This is a genomic window from Elizabethkingia occulta (assembly GCF_002023715.1).
In the GTDB taxonomy this organism is placed as follows: Bacteria; Bacteroidota; Bacteroidia; order Flavobacteriales; family Weeksellaceae; genus Elizabethkingia; species Elizabethkingia occulta.
This window is the reverse complement of the sequence record NZ_MAHX01000016.1, coordinates 178800-194653: the sequence shown is the minus strand read 5'-3', so window position 1 is coordinate 194653 and position 15854 is coordinate 178800. Positions and strand designations below refer to the sequence as shown.

General features: G+C 36.2%; 15 protein-coding genes. 5 read left to right on the top strand and 10 right to left on the bottom strand.

Going from position 1 to position 15854, the window contains the following annotated elements; all coding sequences use genetic code 11:
* Positions 1-16: 16 nt before the first annotated feature.
* From BAZ10_RS11595 to BAZ10_RS11565, 7 genes are all read right to left on the bottom strand, one after another.
* Positions 17-1237, bottom strand: a complete 1221-nt coding sequence (locus BAZ10_RS11595; protein ID WP_078772186.1) for an aminotransferase class V-fold PLP-dependent enzyme — start codon at positions 1235-1237, stop codon at positions 17-19.
* 5 nt (positions 1238-1242) lie between these two features.
* Positions 1243-1764 (bottom strand): hypothetical protein, encoded by a 522-nt coding sequence (locus BAZ10_RS11590; protein ID WP_078772185.1) that lies wholly within the window; start codon positions 1762-1764, stop codon positions 1243-1245.
* A gap of 7 nt (positions 1765-1771) precedes the next feature.
* On the bottom strand, positions 1772-2089 hold the full coding sequence (locus BAZ10_RS11585; RefSeq protein WP_059325747.1) for a YbjQ family protein: 318 nt from the start codon (positions 2087-2089) through the stop codon (positions 1772-1774).
* Between the two features lie 11 nt (positions 2090-2100).
* The gene (sufD, locus tag BAZ10_RS11580; protein ID WP_065082982.1) at positions 2101-3405 is read right to left on the bottom strand and encodes a Fe-S cluster assembly protein SufD; all 1305 of its coding nucleotides are present in this window, start codon (positions 3403-3405) and stop codon (positions 2101-2103) included.
* A gap of 54 nt (positions 3406-3459) precedes the next feature.
* A complete protein-coding gene (sufC, locus tag BAZ10_RS11575) occupies positions 3460-4197 on the bottom strand; it encodes a Fe-S cluster assembly ATPase SufC (RefSeq protein ID WP_034871824.1) in 738 nt (245 codons plus the stop codon).
* 33 nt (positions 4198-4230) lie between these two features.
* The gene (sufB, locus tag BAZ10_RS11570) at positions 4231-5679 is read right to left on the bottom strand and encodes a Fe-S cluster assembly protein SufB (protein ID WP_078722558.1); all 1449 of its coding nucleotides are present in this window, start codon (positions 5677-5679) and stop codon (positions 4231-4233) included.
* 70 nt (positions 5680-5749) lie between these two features.
* Complete coding sequence (locus tag BAZ10_RS11565) at positions 5750-6079, bottom strand: HesB/IscA family protein (protein ID WP_009086664.1); 330 nt, start codon at positions 6077-6079, stop codon at positions 5750-5752.
* Between the two features lie 150 nt (positions 6080-6229).
* Here BAZ10_RS11565 and BAZ10_RS11560 point away from each other — a divergent pair, with 150 nt between their 5' ends.
* Positions 6230-7045, top strand: a complete 816-nt coding sequence (locus BAZ10_RS11560; protein WP_078772184.1) for a GLPGLI family protein — start codon at positions 6230-6232, stop codon at positions 7043-7045.
* 76 nt (positions 7046-7121) lie between these two features.
* Complete coding sequence (locus BAZ10_RS11555) at positions 7122-7931, top strand: GLPGLI family protein (protein WP_078772183.1); 810 nt, start codon at positions 7122-7124, stop codon at positions 7929-7931.
* 25 nt (positions 7932-7956) lie between these two features.
* Here BAZ10_RS11555 and BAZ10_RS11550 read toward each other — a convergent pair whose 3' ends face one another.
* Positions 7957-8754, bottom strand: a complete 798-nt coding sequence (locus BAZ10_RS11550; protein WP_078772182.1) for a murein L,D-transpeptidase catalytic domain family protein — start codon at positions 8752-8754, stop codon at positions 7957-7959.
* Positions 8755-8860: 106 nt separating this feature from the next.
* Positions 8861-9313: a peptide-methionine (R)-S-oxide reductase MsrB gene (gene msrB / locus BAZ10_RS11545; protein ID WP_179124258.1), complete on the bottom strand. Its 453-nt coding sequence runs from the start codon at positions 9311-9313 to the stop codon at positions 8861-8863.
* Between the two features lie 116 nt (positions 9314-9429).
* On the opposite strand from msrB, the gene BAZ10_RS11540 reads away from it, so the two are divergent.
* The 3 genes from BAZ10_RS11540 (at position 9430) to BAZ10_RS11530 (ending at position 15517) form a co-directional block, all read left to right on the top strand.
* Entirely contained in the window at positions 9430-10671 is a 1242-nt protein-coding gene (locus BAZ10_RS11540; RefSeq protein WP_078772180.1) for a DUF445 domain-containing protein, read from the top strand.
* Between the two features lie 330 nt (positions 10672-11001).
* Positions 11002-13890, top strand: a complete 2889-nt coding sequence (locus tag BAZ10_RS11535; protein WP_245803806.1) for a SusC/RagA family TonB-linked outer membrane protein — start codon at positions 11002-11004, stop codon at positions 13888-13890.
* A 4-nt stretch (positions 13891-13894) separates the two neighbouring features.
* Positions 13895-15517, top strand: a complete 1623-nt coding sequence (locus tag BAZ10_RS11530) for a SusD/RagB family nutrient-binding outer membrane lipoprotein (RefSeq protein WP_078772178.1) — start codon at positions 13895-13897, stop codon at positions 15515-15517.
* 38 nt (positions 15518-15555) lie between these two features.
* Here BAZ10_RS11530 and BAZ10_RS11525 read toward each other — a convergent pair whose 3' ends face one another.
* A complete protein-coding gene (locus BAZ10_RS11525; protein ID WP_078772177.1) occupies positions 15556-15777 on the bottom strand; it encodes a hypothetical protein in 222 nt (73 codons plus the stop codon).
* Positions 15778-15854: the final 77 nt, after the last annotated feature.

The following is a 15854-nucleotide window of genomic DNA, read 5'->3' as shown; positions in this document are numbered from 1 at the left end:
TATTTATCTTCTTGTTTTATGCCAACATCTTTTGAGCTTTTTTCACACCCTCTGTTAAGATGTCTATTTCTTCAAATGTATTATATACAGCAAAACTGGCTCTTACCGTTCCTGCAACACCAAAGTATTCCATGATTGGTTGTGTACAATGGTGTCCTGTTCTTACAGCAATACCCAATTTATCCAGGATCATACCTACATCCGAGGCAATACCTATTCCGGACAGATTAAAGGAAACTACACCTGCTCTATTGGCTTTTTCACCATATACTTTTAGACCTTCTATTTCCAGAAGCTTGCGTTGTGCATATTCCAACAATGCATGTTCATGTGCTGCAATATTGGATCTTCCAACTTTCTCCATAAAATCTACCGCTGTTCCCAATGCAATATTACCTGCAATGTTTGGTGTTCCGGCTTCAAATCTGAAAGGAAGTCCTGCGTAAGTTGTTTTCTCAAATGTACAATGGTCAATCATTTCGCCACCACCATGGAATGGGTTTAGCTGTTCTAAAACGGCTGCCTTACCATATAAAATTCCGGTTCCTGTTGGTCCGTACATTTTATGACCTGAGAAAGCGAAGAAATCGCAGTCCATTGCCTGTACATTTATTTCGAAATGTGGTGCAGCCTGCGCACCGTCTATGAATACAAAAGCATTAGATTTTGCTCTTACTTTTCTGATGATTTCATCAACCGGATTAACAATACCTAGGGCATTGGAAACCTGATTTACAGAAACAAGTTTTGTTTTCTCAGAAAGCCATTCATCCAGAACATCGATTTGCAAAATACCGTCTTCATTCATCGGAATTACACGAAGTTTTGCTCCCGTTCTCTGACACAATATCTGCCAAGGAACAATATTAGAGTGATGCTCCAGGTAAGAAATAATGATCTCGTCATCTTTCTTAATAAGATCAGTAATTGCATAAGCAACAAGGTTTATACCTTCTGTTGTACCTTTAGTAAAAAGCACTTCATAGTCATGCTCCGCATTGATAAAATGCTGTACCTTCTTACGGGCATCTTCCATCATCTCTGTAGCAACCTGGCTAAGTGTATGAATACCTCTGTGAACATTTGCATTGTAATGCTCGTAGTAGTTATTAATAGCATCCAAAACCATTTTAGGTTTCTGGCTGGTTGCTGCATTATCCAAGTAAACTAAATCTTTACCATTAACCTTTTCCTGAAGAATAGGAAACTGCGAACGGATTTCTTGTACATCAAACATTACTTTTAGTTTTTTTGTTCTGTTAAAGCCTTTATATAGGCATCAACTTCTGCTTTTTCATCAGCATATTTCTGTTGAAGTTCAGAGCCTTCACCCATTCTTCCGTAATATACGAGAGCTTTGTCTGCAAAGAATTTTTTATGAAAGTCGGAAAGTTCCGGTAACTGAGGAAAGCGTTTATGAAACAGCATTTCATAATAAGCCTGCCATTCTCTTTCATTTTTATCTTCAACAAAGTCTTTAGCTGCTCTTTGTGAAACATGAACCATCTCGTGGGCAATCACATTCATTACAAGAGCTAAATCAAAATCAAACAGGTTCCGGGGAATTATAATTTTCTGAGCCTCTCCAAAAGTACCTTCTGTGGTCAACAAAATAGAGTTTGGTTCCATCTCATCCCGAAAACCAAATCCTGAAAAATCTTTATTCTCCAAACCAAACTGGTGTACCACAAAGTCTGCGGCTTCCAGAATCTGGCCATGCTGTTTATAAGCATTGAGATTAAAGTTGATCTTCTCCAGGTTCATTACTGTATTATATAACTACCGCAGTGCCGCTGGCTGTTACCATTAGCATACCACCGTTAGGTCCAACAGTTTCGTAATCTAAGTCGATTCCGATAACTGCATTAGCACCCATTTGTACCGCACGCTCCTGTAGCTCTCTTAAAGCAGTATCTTTTCCTTCGATAAGAACCTTTTCATAGGTAGTAGATCTTCCTCCGAAAAAGTCGGTTAATCCTGCCATGAAGTCTTTAAGAGCATTCGCTCCGATAATGGTTTCTCCGGTAACAATTCCTTTGTATTCTTTTACTGGATGTCCTTCGATTGTGTTGGTGGTAGTTAGTATCATCTTTATGTTAATTAGAATTCGATATCTACTTCTAACTTCTCAGCTAAAAGCTTAGAAACTTTTAACTTAAGAGGTTCAATGTCAATATTCTGCATTGCATCATGAGCAAAGGCATATAGCAATAGTGCTCTTGCTTCATTTTTAGAGATACCTCTGGCTCTAAGATAGAATAATGCTTCATCATCCAGCTGTCCTACTGTACAGCCGTGAGAACACTTTACATCATCTGCAAAGATTTCTAACTGAGGTTTGGTATCTATTGTTGCTCCTTCGCTTAACAAAACATTGTTGTTTTGCTGATAAGCATTGGTTTTTTGTGCTATTTTATCTACAAATACTTTCCCATTGAATACTCCATGTGATTTACCATTGTAAACACCTTTATAATTCTGGTAGCTTTCACAATTAGGGAAGTTATGATGTACAGCTGTATGGTGGTCTACTAACTGATCGTTATTAATGATCGTAATTCCGTTCATAAAGCTGTTGATATTCTCTCCGTTATGAATAAAATCCAGGTTGTTTCTTACCAGCTTACCTCCGAAAGAGAAGGTATTTACTGTCGCAAGGCTGTCTTTCTCCTGTCTTGCATAGGTATTGTCCACTAAATAAGAAGTATCGCTGTCATTTTGTAGTTTATGCCAGTCTGCTTTAGCATTTGGATAAACAAAAATCTCGGTTACAGAATTGGTGAAGGTAAATGTATCATCGAAGTTATGATGGCTTTCAATAACCTCAACTTTAGATCCTGCTTCAGCAATTAGTAAATTTCTTGTATTGTAGAAAGTGTTTTCTTCCTGATTTTGTGATAAATAAAATACATGAATTGGTTTTTCAATCACTGTATTTTTCGGTACATGAAGGAAAAAACCATATTTGCAGTACGCAAGGTTAAGGTCTGCAAATGGATTATCCTCATGGGTAATTGTATTGAAATACTTTTCAAAAACTTCTTTGTGCTTTTCATCATTCAACGCATAATTGAAAGATAAAAACTCTACATTTTCAATTGAAATCTTTGAAAACTCTTTGCGTAACTCTCCGTTAATGAAAACAATATAATCAAAATTCTCTTCACCAATATGTAAAGCATCTAAGTCCTTTTTAGATACATTATGCTCTTTTTTAGGGAAGAAATTATATTCCTTATTAACGATTTCCGCAAGGTTGGTATATTTATATTCTTCGTTTTTCTTTTTAGGAAATCCTATCTCCTGGAACTTAGCCAGGGCCGCCTTTCTTTTATCATCTAGAAAGCGGTGTTTTAGGGTTTCTAAAAAAGCTTCGTGTTGTTGTAAAACTTGTTCTTGTAACATTGTAATGATTTAAGTTTGAATTTGATTATGATCTTCTTACTCTCCTTCTAAGGATTAGATAAGCCAGTCATAACCTTTCGCTTCAAGCTCTAATGCTAAAGTTTTATCTCCTGTTTTTACAATCTTACCATCTGCTAATACGTGTACAAAATCTGGCTGAATGTAGTTCAGTAGTCTCTGATAGTGAGTAATAACTAAAACAGCGTTTCCTTCGTTACGGAATTTGTTTACACCGTCTGCTACAATTCTCAACGCATCGATATCCAAACCTGAATCCGTTTCATCCAGAATAGCTAATTTCGGATCTAACATCATCATCTGGAAAATTTCATTTCTCTTTTTCTCTCCACCAGAGAACCCTTCATTTAAAGAACGGGAAAGGAAATCTTTTTTGATCTCCAAAAGCTCAGATTTTTCACGAATTAACGCCAACATTTCTTTTGCAGGCATTTCTTCCAAACCTTTTGCTTTTCTGGTTTCGTTCATTGCTGCTTTAATGAAGTTAGTTACCGAAACTCCAGGAATTTCTACCGGGTATTGGAAAGAAAGGAAAATACCTTTGTGTGCTCTTTCTTCCGGAGCATCTTCAAGAATTTCTTCACCTTCAAAAAGAATTTCACCTTCAGTTACTTCATACTCTTCTTTCCCTGCAATAACAGAAGAAAGTGTAGACTTTCCGGCACCGTTAGGCCCCATAATAGCATGAACCTCACCTGGTTTTATTTCTAAGTTGATTCCTTTTAAAATTTCTCTTTCTTCAATTCCTGCATGAAGATTCTTTATATTTAACATGTTAAATGTGGTAAATTATTGTTGATTATTTTTTTATCCTACTGATCCTTCTAATGAGATCTCTAAAAGTTTCTGTGCTTCAATAGCAAATTCCATTGGCAGCTTATTCAGAACTTCTTTACTAAAACCATTTACAATTAATGCAATTGCTCTTTCGGTATCTATACCTCTCTGGTTACAGTAGAAAATCTGATCTTCTCCAATCTTAGAAGTTGTTGCTTCGTGCTCTAACTGAGCAGTAGGGTCTTTAATTTCTATATAAGGGAAAGTGTGTGCTCCGCATTCGTTACCCATTAACAACGAGTCACATTGTGAGAAGTTTCTTGCTCCCTTTGCAGAAGGCATTACTTTCACCTGTCCACGGTATGAATTGTTAGACTTACCTGCAGAAATACCTTTAGAAATAATTGTCGATTTGGTATTCTTACCAATATGAATCATTTTGGTTCCGGTATCTGCATACTGATGGTTATTGGTAACTGCTATAGAATAAAATTCTCCTACAGAATAGTCACCTTTCAGAATACAAGACGGATACTTCCATGTAACGGCAGATCCTGTTTCAACCTGCGTCCAGGAGATTTTTGCTCTTTTCTCACAAAGACCTCTTTTTGTTACGAAGTTGAAAACCCCTCCTTTACCGCTTTCATCACCAGGATACCAGTTCTGTACAGTAGAATATTTAATCTCAGCATCGTCCATTGCGATTAGCTCTACAACGGCAGCGTGCAATTGGTTTTCATCTCTGGATGGCGCTGTACACCCTTCCAGATAAGAAACATAACTTCCTTCATCAGCAATAAGCAACGTTCTTTCAAACTGGCCTGTTCCTGCCTGGTTAATACGGAAATAAGTTGAAAGTTCCATTGGACATCTTATCCCTTTTGGAATATAACAGAAACTACCGTCAGAGAATACCGCAGAGTTAAGTGCAGCATAGAAGTTATCTCCTCTTGGTACAACTTTACCAATATATTGTTTTACTAAATCCGGGTGATTTTTAATCGCTTCGGATATAGAGCAGAATATAATTCCTTTTTCAGCAAGTGTTTCCTGGAATGTAGTTTTTACCGAAACGGAATCCATTACGATATCTACAGCAACACCTGTTAAACGTTTTTGTTCATCAATTGAAATACCTAGCTTTTCAAAAGTTTTCAGTAATTCCGGATCTACTTCATCAAGATTAGCCAATTCCGGTTTAACTTTTGGTGCAGCATAATAACGAATAGCCTGGAAATCAGGTTTTTCATACTTAATATTTGCCCAATCCGGTTCTTCCATTTTCAACCAGATACGGTAAGATTCCAGTCTCCATTCCGTCATCCATTCTGGCTCTTCTTTTTTTGCCGAAATAGCACGAATAATATCTTCATTCAGTCCAATCGGGAAATCTTCGTAATCGATCTTTGTTTCCCAACCGAATTCATATTTTTTATTCTCGAGGTCAACCCTTAGGTCGTCTTCTGTGTATTTACTCATTATTTATTTTGTTTTGGAAATTATGGACAAAAAAGTCCTAATTTCCGATGTCTCCTGTATTTTTATAAATTTATAAACTAAAGCTTTCTCCACATCCACATGTTCTTGATGCATTTGGATTATTGAAGATAAAGCCTTTCCCATTAAGTCCTCCGGAATATTCTAAAGTTGTCCCTACCAGATAAAGAAATGACTTTTTGTCTACGATAATTTTGATCCCGTTGTCTTCAAAAACCTGGTCAATATCGTGTTTTTCTTTATCAAAATTCAGAACATACTCCAATCCAGAGCATCCACCACTCTTCACTCCAACACGGATATAATCTTGTGTTGGATCAAAGCCATCCTCAGTCATTAACTGAACAGCTTTTAATTTTGCCTGATCGGATACTTTTATCATTATTTCAATAATTTAGAATAAATTTAGATTGCAAAATTAAGACAAATAATACCAAATTCAAATCCGTCCATCATATATTTATCTATAACAAGAATAGATAGCTTTAACTTTTTACAGGATACATCATTAAACCGACATAAAACCATTACTATGAAAACCTTACAATTATTCATTTTTTGTATTACAAGCTTTTATTTTACACAAAACATCCGGTTTGTTTATCAAGTCCGGATGAAAACAGATTCAACCCAACGGGATCAGGTAAAATCTGAACTTGCTAATCTGGACATCGGTAAAACTAATTCTGTTTTTTATGCTGCAAAGGCTATTCTGCGGGATTCTATAATGGATTCAAATAAAAAAAGTCAAATTGGGTATATCTCCAAAGAACAGTTTAATATGACGGCATCAAATATTGGTTACCGAATCGAAAAAAACTACAAAAAACAAGAAGTATCATATAACGCAGCAATTGCTAAAGACATTTTTATTTATACCGAGTTAAAACCTTTTAATTGGAAAATAACCACAGAGACAAAAAAGATTGGCACCTATAATACCCAAAAAGCCCAGACTCAATACGCAGGGAGAACATGGTATGCATGGTTTACCACAGAGGTTCCTTTTCAGGATGGGCCTTATAAATTTTGCGGCCTTCCCGGGCTTATTGTAAAAGCTGAAGATTCAAAAGGAGATTATCTTTTTGAGTTGATAGAAACCAGAAAAATCTCTGACTTATACAAAGCTCCAACTCCATGGAAACAGCCTATTATTGTAAAAAAAGAGGAATTTCTTAAAGTTTATAAAAAAGTTAATGCGGATCCAATAGCTTTTCGTCCAGCACCTCCTGTAAGTGCTAATGGCACATCTCAAAGAGTAGATTCAGATCTCAATGCCGATAAAAAATACAGAGACGAAGTAAATAAAAGAACAAACAGTTTCAATAACCCAATCGAGTTTGACTAAATAAATATTTCTAAAATTCATTATCACTTTTAACATTGTCACACTTTTATAATCCAAAAAGGCAGAAATAATTACAATGAAAGCATTCAAACTATTACCAATATTTATTGTTTCTCTTGCATTTTCGCAGAGTACAAGGTTTGTGTATCAGGTAAGCATGAAGCCTGACGCTACTAACAAAGGAGACATTAAAACAGAACAGGCCAACTTGGATGTAACACCACAAGGATCTATATTCTATAGTGCTAAAACAATACAGAGGGACTCTATAATGGATCGTATGCGCCAGACAAGAAATTTTGACCGTACTCAGATGCAAGATCTTCGTTCTGCCATTAATTATATTATTGAGAAGGATTATCCAAAGCAAAATATAACTCTTAAAAACAGAATTGGTCGAGATCAGTATTCTTATTCTGAAACTCAGCCGTTCCAGTGGAAAATACTAAATGAAACGGCTAAAATCGGAGAATACAATACCCAAAAAGCAGAAACACAATACGGAGGCAGAACCTGGTATGCATGGTTTACGACTGAAGTTCCGTTTCAGGACGGGCCTTATAAATTCAGTGGTTTGCCTGGCCTTATTGTAAAAGCTGAAGATAATAATGGCGACTACTCTTTTGATCTGATGCAGACTAAAAAAATTGCAGAACCATATGTTATTCAAAACAGAGGCGGTCAAGTAATAACTGTGAAAAAGGCTGATTACCTGAAAATGGAAAAAAGATTCCAGGACGATCCCGGATCTTTCTTTACCAATAATTCAGGTGGCGGAGGAGGAAACGGCCGAAGAATGAACATGGATCCTCAGCGGATGAAACAAATGCAGGACCGTTTTAAAGAAGAACAGAAAAAGAACAATAATCCTATTGAACTAAATTAAAAAAGAGCGCCTACCGGCGCTCTTTTTAGTTATTTGCTAAACGTGATTTTTCCATGCTTAGATTCTCAACAGGAGTTTTCAACCACTGTGAAGAAGCAAGGTAGTTCTGATCTGGATAATAAATAAACAGTATGTTTTTTTCTTTTATTGCATCGATAAGAGAAGCAGCTATATCTCTTGGCACAGCCGGACAGCCCCAGCTTCTTCCTATGCGCTTGTGCTGTATTGCAAATGCTTCATTAACATAATCTGCACCATGCATTACTATTGCTCTTTTATATGCAGCATCATTATAGCCTGCATCTAATCCTTCTAATTTCAGAGAATATCCATTATCGCCTTCATAGGTATTTTCGGTTGTGTAAAAACCTAAGCTACTCTGATGTGAACTTTCTCTGTTTGAAAACTTTTCCGCAAACTCTTCTCCGGTACCCTTTCCATGCGCCACCAAAGAGTTGAAAATAATCTTCTTCTCTTTTATGTCAATTACCCATAATCTTTTCAGATTGGATGACAGACTAAAATCGCAGATTGTTAAAAGGTTACTGTTTTCAGGCACTTTTCCTGCCTTTTTAAGATTTACATATCCAAGATATGCTTTTTCGAAAACTGTTTCTGATAATTTGTTGAAGCCGGTAAAGTCAATTGCCTCGTACAATACTGAGGAGGAAGAGACAGCTTCATGTTTTGTTTCTGTTTTTTTTACTGTCACAGCAACGTCTTTCTTTACCAAAGATTTTGATTCCTCAAAATTGGTATCGTTGACAAAAAAAGAGGTTGACACAACATAAACAGAAATTAATGAAATGATTAATTTCTTCATGTAATACTATTTAAGATGTCTTTTTTGAAAATTGCTTCGGCAAAATTAGAACAAATTCAATATCAACACTTTAAATAGACACAAGTTTAACTTTATTTAAGAAACTTTAACGCTGAGATTCACTATCCGGAACAAAATCCAGACTAACAGAATTCATACAATAGCGTACTCCCGTAGGCTCCGGTCCATCATTAAAAACATGACCCAAATGAGAGTCGCATCTGCCACAAACAACCTCTATTCTTTCCATTCCGTGGGAGGAATCTCTTTTATACTTCACTGCATCTTTTTCAGATTGAAAGAAGCTAGGCCATCCGCAAGTACTTGCAAATTTTGAAGATGAGCGAAAAAGATGATTTCCACATACAGCACAGTAATACTCTCCTAGTTCATCCGTTTCATTATATTTCCCGGTAAAAGGGCGTTCCGTTGCAGCCTCTCTGGCAACCGCATAAAGATCCGGAGACAGTATCTTTTTCCACTCTTCATTAGACACATTTAACTTTGTTTTGTCTGTTCTGGAGTAGTATGGATTGTTTTTTGATGTTTCTGTGTTCATAGAATTGGTTTTAACAGGCACTTTCATTTCTGAGCATTGTAAGAACAAACTCAGAATGCATAGATTAAATATAAGGTGCCAGGTTTTCATATTTCAAATTTACTAAATTTGTTCAGATGACAGAATCACAAAAAAGAAAACAACTCTTTAAGTACAAAGCTCTGGCTACCGGATTATTTCTTCTGATGGCCTGTATCTTTATAACAACAACTATACTACAGAAGCAATATACCTCTCATTGGATCGGTTATATACATGCATTTTCCGAAGCAGCCATGGTGGGAGCTCTTGCAGACTGGTTTGCTGTTACGGCACTATTTCATTATCCTATGGGTATAAAAATACCACATACCAATCTGATTGAGAACAGTAAACAGAAAATCGGAGATAATCTCGGGAACTTTGTGGTCGAAAATTTTGCTTCTGCAGAAAATATCCGTCCGTATATAGAAAAAATAAAAGTAACCGGTTTTCTAAGTGAATGGCTTTTAAAAGAAAAGAATCAGGAAATACTGGTTAAAGAAATTGCTGTTTTACTGAAAAATGCCATCTCCCAGTTTCAGGATCCGGATATCGTCAGCTTTATTGCCGGAAAAATAAAAGAGGCTGGAGAAAATTTAAAAATCAACCATATCCTTTCCAATGGTATTTTCTATCTTTTGGAGAAAGGTGAGCAACAAGCAATTATAACCTTTCTGTCCTCAAAAATCAAGAATTACATCCTTGAAAATGATGAATTGATCCGCGACAAAGTCCACCAAAGCAGCTATTCTCTGGTTCCAAAATTTGTTGATAATAAAATAGCAAACAAAATCACTACTGGACTAGCCAGCTTTTTTGAAGATATAGAAAACAATCTTGATCATAAAGTCAGAAATGAAATTTCAGAAAGTATTTATCAATTTGCAAACGAAATAAAAACCTCTGATCGATGGGAAAACGAGCTGAGTAAAATAAAAGCATCCATTCTGAATGAGGATAAATTAAATGATTATGCTACAGATATATGGCATTCTCTAAAGAAAACATTGATGTCAGAGCTGGACAATGATCATTCTGCACTAAAGCAATATGCTCAGAAAAACATACGTCAGTTTGCAGAGGACCTGAACAAAAACGAATCTCAACAAAACAAAATAGATCAATGGATCCGTTTTAACGCCTACAGGCTCATTCTAAAAAATACCGGAAAAGTATCTGAACTTATCAGTACTACTGTTGGCAACTGGGAAGGCAAGGAACTGAGCCGAAAATTAGAATTAGAAGTAGGCAAAGACCTTCAGTTTATCAGGATCAACGGAACTATAGTAGGTGGATTAGTTGGGCTTATTATATATACCCTTGCCGCTTTTATTTAGTCATCAATCGACAAAAACAATCATTGAATTTATTTCAATAATTTATATAAATAATTATCCAACAATTCAATTTCACTGTTTAGCTTTAAAAATTAGATAATAAAACTAACATAATACTAGTTTTACCATAAATATATTTAAGCTTTTTCAATTCAAATTTTAACGTCATAACAGTAAAAAGTAAAAAGGTTCATACTTACAATAAATAAATAGATTAATTTTTTTCTTATTTAACAATTCATTAAATTTTATTCCTACATTCGTTAACATTGTGTTAATATAAACTTGACGCAAGAAGTTATTAGTCCAAATTATAAAATTTAAGTTAGTATGAAAAAACGATCCATTATGATGGTTCTTTTAGCATCCTCTATTGGCCTATACGCCCAGGAAGGAAAAGCTAAAGATTCTACAAAAACAGCCAATATTCAAGAGGTAGTAATCACCTCTCTGGGTATTAAAAGACAAGCCAGATCACTGACATATTCCTCACAGCAAATTGGAGGAGATGACCTTACAGAAGTCAAAACTCCAAACTTACTAAACTCCATCAACGGAAAAGTATCCAATGTACAAATTAACAGAGCATCCGGCGGTGCTGGTGGATCTGTAAGAGTAATTATGAGAGGAGACAAGTCTACCAGAAACAGCTCCCCTCTATTAGTAATTGATGGTATACCGGTAACCAACTCTATCGGAGGTGGTCCCGGGGCTCCAACAGCAGATGCCTATAATGGAGGAACAGATTCAGGAGATATTTTCAGTACCATCAACCCTGAAGACATCCAGAGCATCAACTTTTTAAAAGGAGCTTCAGCTGCAGCACTATATGGTTCCCAGGGTAGTAACGGTGCCATTTTGGTTACCACCAAAAAAGGAGTTGCAGGAAGAAGCAATATTTCATTTTCTTCCAGTCTTACTTTTGACAAAGCCTATAGCCTTCCAAAACTGCAGCACAATTATCTACAAACCACACCTTATGATCCTAGTACAGGTTCTGCAGGCTCTACAGGAAGCTGGGGACAGGAAGGTTCCTCTAAAGATTATGTAAAAGATTTCCTTCGCACTGGGACAACATGGACCAACAGTATTACGTTTTCAGCAGGTACTCAAAAGTCTACAAATTTCTTCTCTCTTGCTAATACAACCAACAAAGGAATTGTTCCAAATTCCAAGTTTGACCAATACAACATTAACTTTAGAAATTCAAGTAAATTCTTTGATGACAAGTTAACTTTAGATGCCAATTTAATGGGATCTATTCAGAAGGTGGAAAACAGAATTGCTCCGGGACTTTATTTTAATCCTCTTTTCCAGCTTTACACATTGCCAAGAGGAGTAGACTTCGACCAATATAAAGATTATGAATATTTGGACAGAACCCGATATATACAGGATCAAAACTGGTTTGACAAAACCGGGAGCACAAGACAATATTCTCAAAACCCATATTGGATTCTTAACAGAAACAAGGTTACCTCCAATAATAAAAACCTATATACCTCTGTCGCTTTAAGCTACGCTATCAACGACTGGTTAACAGCAAAACTAAGAGGTAATTATACTTACTTCAATTCCGAAACCAGTAGGAATCTGTATGCCAACACAGCAAAGCTTCTTGCTAATCCAAATGGAAAACTCTACTACGACCAACTCGAAACTACAGCCCTGTACGGAGACTTTTTATTAATTGGTAGCCCACATATTTCTGATAACATCAGTTTTGATTTTACAGTTGGTACAAGTGTTAACGACAAGAAAGATAAGATCACTGCTATTCAAAACAATAATTTAAAAAATGCCAATTATTTTGAATTAAACAACCTCAACTGGACACCTACAGACACTTACAAGATCTATTATCCACATGGAAAAACTACTTCTGTATTTGCCAGTACAACTTTTGGTTATAAGAAACTGGCATATATAGATCTAACTTTCCGTAATGACTGGTCTTCTACATTATTTGGAAGCTCCCAAAATGCATTTGATTATGAGTCTATTGGTGGAAACCTTATCATGAGTGATATTCTCCAAATGCCAAAAGCTATTACTTTCTGGAAATTAAGAGCTTCTTATGCTACCGTTGGTAACGCTCTGGAACCGACCTTTGCAAATCCACAACCTACATTTAATAACGGAGTATTTGGCAACAGCGCGAATCTTCCTGATTTGCAACGTTACCCGGAACTTACTCCTAAGCCGGAATTAAACAGGACGTTTGAAGTTGGTACTGAATTCAGAATGTTCAACAATCGATTAAATTTTGATTTTACATATTATAACTCAAATGTATCTAACCAGTATTTAACAAAAGTAGAAGCAGCTCCGGGACTTAGTAAGCAATCTGGAACACTGATAGATATGAATGCAGGAAAAATTCAGAATACCGGATTTGAATCTTCTTTATCCTATGATATTTTTAAAACCTCTTCATTCAACTGGACAGCTACATTAAATGCTTCGGCAAATAAGAACAAGATAAAGGAATTACTTCCTGCCAACTTCTACGATGCAAGTAAATCATTGTTTACACTAGCCGGAGGTAACTATAATAAGCTGAAAGTTGGAGGTTCTTTTGGGGACCTTTACGGGAAAGGATTTATGCGTAATGCAGATGGTAAAATTGTTGTAGACAAAGACGGTGCTCCATTAACTAATACCGACAACAACATCTACCTTGGAAATCCTAACCCCAAATTTATTATTGGTCTTAATAACTCCTTTAATTACAAGAATATTAATCTAAGCTTCTTAATTGATGGGAAATTTGGCGGACACGTTTTAAGTCTTGCAGAAGCTGCTTATGATTATGCGGGAGTAAGTCAAAGATCTGCTGATGCCAGAAAAAATGGTGGTGTAAGTATTCCGAATGCCGTATATGAAGATGGTACAGCATATACCGGAAAAACAGATGCTAAAAAATATTACGAACGAATTGGTGGACAAGACGCACCTAATATAGATGAAGCTTATATCTATAAAGCTACTGCGATAAGATTGAGACAAGTTTCTTTATCCTATACTTTCAAAATGAATTCTAAGTATATGCAGGATGCAACTGTCAGCTTTATTGGCTCCAATCTATTCTTCTTCTACAAAAAAGCTCCATTTGATCCGGAACAAGTTTCAGGAGTTAATCCCGGAGGTGTTGGTGTAGACGTATATGGAATGCCAATCACACGTTCTTTAGGACTTTCTGTAAAACTAAATTTTTAAAATTATGAAACTTAACATATTAAAAACATATTTACCTCTCATTGCATTAATTGGAGTATCCTCCTGCACTAGCGACTTTAAGGACATCAATTCCGAGTACGCTAATGTTACGGATGGAGTATTGCAGGCAGATTTCACTGGCCTGGTCAACAGATTAAATCAGGCACAAAGAAATATTATTTATCAGACAGATTACATGTACCAGCTTCAGAATAATCTGAATTCAGATTTTTACAGTGGCTATTTTAGTACTGCAACCGGAGGCTGGAACTGGAACAATAATTACTTCATGAATAGTGGATGGAATGAATGGATTATGAAAAATCAACTTGAAGAAGCCATGCAGCGCTATGTTGATTTTGAAGAAACACAAAAAAAACTATATCCTAATGTTGATTTCAAAGGGAGTTATGCTGTGTTCAATATCATAAAAGTATTGTCTTCAGCAGTTGTATCTGACAAACATGGACCAGTAATCTATAGTAAATTTGGTAAATCTAATCCGGATTATTCTGTAGACTATGACTCTCAGCAAGATGCCTACAAATATTTCATGCAGGATTTATCCAAAGATATTGAAGCGCTGCAGTCAAACCTAGGTGTAGAAGATAAAGCTGTTATTCAGAAGTCTGATGCAATTTTTAATGGTACTGCTCTATCATGGGCTAAATTTGCCAACTCTCTAAAGCTAAGACTTGCAATGCGTATGTCATATGCGGACCCTGCAGCATCAAGAAAATATGCAGAAGAAGCATTGAATTCTCCGGTTGGGCTTATTGATAACAATAGTCAAAATGCACTAGCTCGCTATGGAGCTATATCACCTGTATATGTTGTTATTTTTAACTATGGTGACTCTAAATCCGGAGCATCCTTAACCTCTTATCTTAATGGCTATAATGACCCTAGGATTTCCTCTTATATCACCAAAGCAACAGATCCGAGCGTGAAAGATCAATATGCGGGAGTACGTTTGGGAATTGATCTCGGAGGCAGTAAAGACCGTTATGGCAATTTCTCCAACAACATTGCACAATCTGCATACGGAGATTATTTTTCTCAGTCTAATGGCCAGGCTAAACTATTCACAGCAGCTGAATCATGGTTTCTCAAAGCTGAAGCTGCACTTAGAGGCTATGCCGGAGCAGGAGATGCAAAAACAAACTATGAAAAAGGAGTACAAACTTCTTTGGATGAATGGGGCAAATCTGGTGCATACAGCACTTATATAAACGATGCTACATCCACTCAGCAACCTTATACAGATCCTAAAAACGCAACCAATAGTGTTGCTGCCGGAGATCCTGTACTAAGTACAATTACTATCAAATGGAATGATGCCGATAGCTTCGAAAGGAAGCTGGAACGTATTATTACTCAAAAATGGATAGCTCTTTATCCAGACGGTTCTGAAGCTTGGGCAGAGCAAAGAAGAACGGGATATCCTAAAATATTACCTAATATTATTAATAATAGTCAGGGAACAATTAGCACAAAAGATTTCATCAGAAGGATACCTATTCCATTGAAATATCGTGAAAATAACGGACCTGGTTATCAAAGAGCAGCAGCCACACTCGGTGGGCCAGATACTGGCGGCACCAAATTGTGGTGGGATAAAAAATAATTAAAAAAGGGACTCTTCTGGAGTCCCTTTTTTAATTATCATGATCCCGGACAGAATTCATACCAACAACCCAACGGTCCAAATCCCACAGAACCATTAACTTTAGTATAGTTAATAAAACAAGCTACATAGCCGTCGTAGCTATTATTAAAATTACACGTTCCAGGCCTGCACGGTACATCTGCACATGTTTTCTGAGTTCCTCCACTGATGTTTTTCAATTGTCTTCTTGATAAAGAAATAGCTTTCAGGTTTTTCATAATAAATATTTTATTGATTAGTCCAACCAAAATAAAACTTTTTCATTATCAGAACTCTAACAACTAAAAAAAATATT

Coding starts and splice junctions, on each gene's coding strand:
- BAZ10_RS11595 (WP_078772186.1), bottom strand. CDS start 1,237: ATGTTTGATGTACAAGAAATCCGTTCGCAGTTTCCTATTCTTCAGGAA.
- BAZ10_RS11590 (WP_078772185.1), bottom strand. CDS start 1,764: ATGAACCTGGAGAAGATCAACTTTAATCTCAATGCTTATAAACAGCAT.
- BAZ10_RS11585 (WP_059325747.1), bottom strand. CDS start 2,089: ATGATACTAACTACCACCAACACAATCGAAGGACATCCAGTAAAAGAA.
- sufD (WP_065082982.1), bottom strand. CDS start 3,405: ATGTTACAAGAACAAGTTTTACAACAACACGAAGCTTTTTTAGAAACC.
- sufC (WP_034871824.1), bottom strand. CDS start 4,197: ATGTTAAATATAAAGAATCTTCATGCAGGAATTGAAGAAAGAGAAATT.
- sufB (WP_078722558.1), bottom strand. CDS start 5,679: ATGAGTAAATACACAGAAGACGACCTAAGGGTTGACCTCGAGAATAAA.
- BAZ10_RS11565 (WP_009086664.1), bottom strand. CDS start 6,079: ATGATAAAAGTATCCGATCAGGCAAAATTAAAAGCTGTTCAGTTAATG.
- BAZ10_RS11560 (WP_078772184.1), top strand. CDS start 6,230: ATGAAAACCTTACAATTATTCATTTTTTGTATTACAAGCTTTTATTTT.
- BAZ10_RS11555 (WP_078772183.1), top strand. CDS start 7,122: ATGAAAGCATTCAAACTATTACCAATATTTATTGTTTCTCTTGCATTT.
- BAZ10_RS11550 (WP_078772182.1), bottom strand. CDS start 8,754: ATGAAGAAATTAATCATTTCATTAATTTCTGTTTATGTTGTGTCAACC.
- msrB (WP_179124258.1), bottom strand. CDS start 9,313: ATGAACACAGAAACATCAAAAAACAATCCATACTACTCCAGAACAGAC.
- BAZ10_RS11540 (WP_078772180.1), top strand. CDS start 9,430: ATGACAGAATCACAAAAAAGAAAACAACTCTTTAAGTACAAAGCTCTG.
- BAZ10_RS11535 (WP_245803806.1), top strand. CDS start 11,002: ATGAAAAAACGATCCATTATGATGGTTCTTTTAGCATCCTCTATTGGC.
- BAZ10_RS11530 (WP_078772178.1), top strand. CDS start 13,895: ATGAAACTTAACATATTAAAAACATATTTACCTCTCATTGCATTAATT.
- BAZ10_RS11525 (WP_078772177.1), bottom strand. CDS start 15,777: ATGAAAAACCTGAAAGCTATTTCTTTATCAAGAAGACAATTGAAAAAC.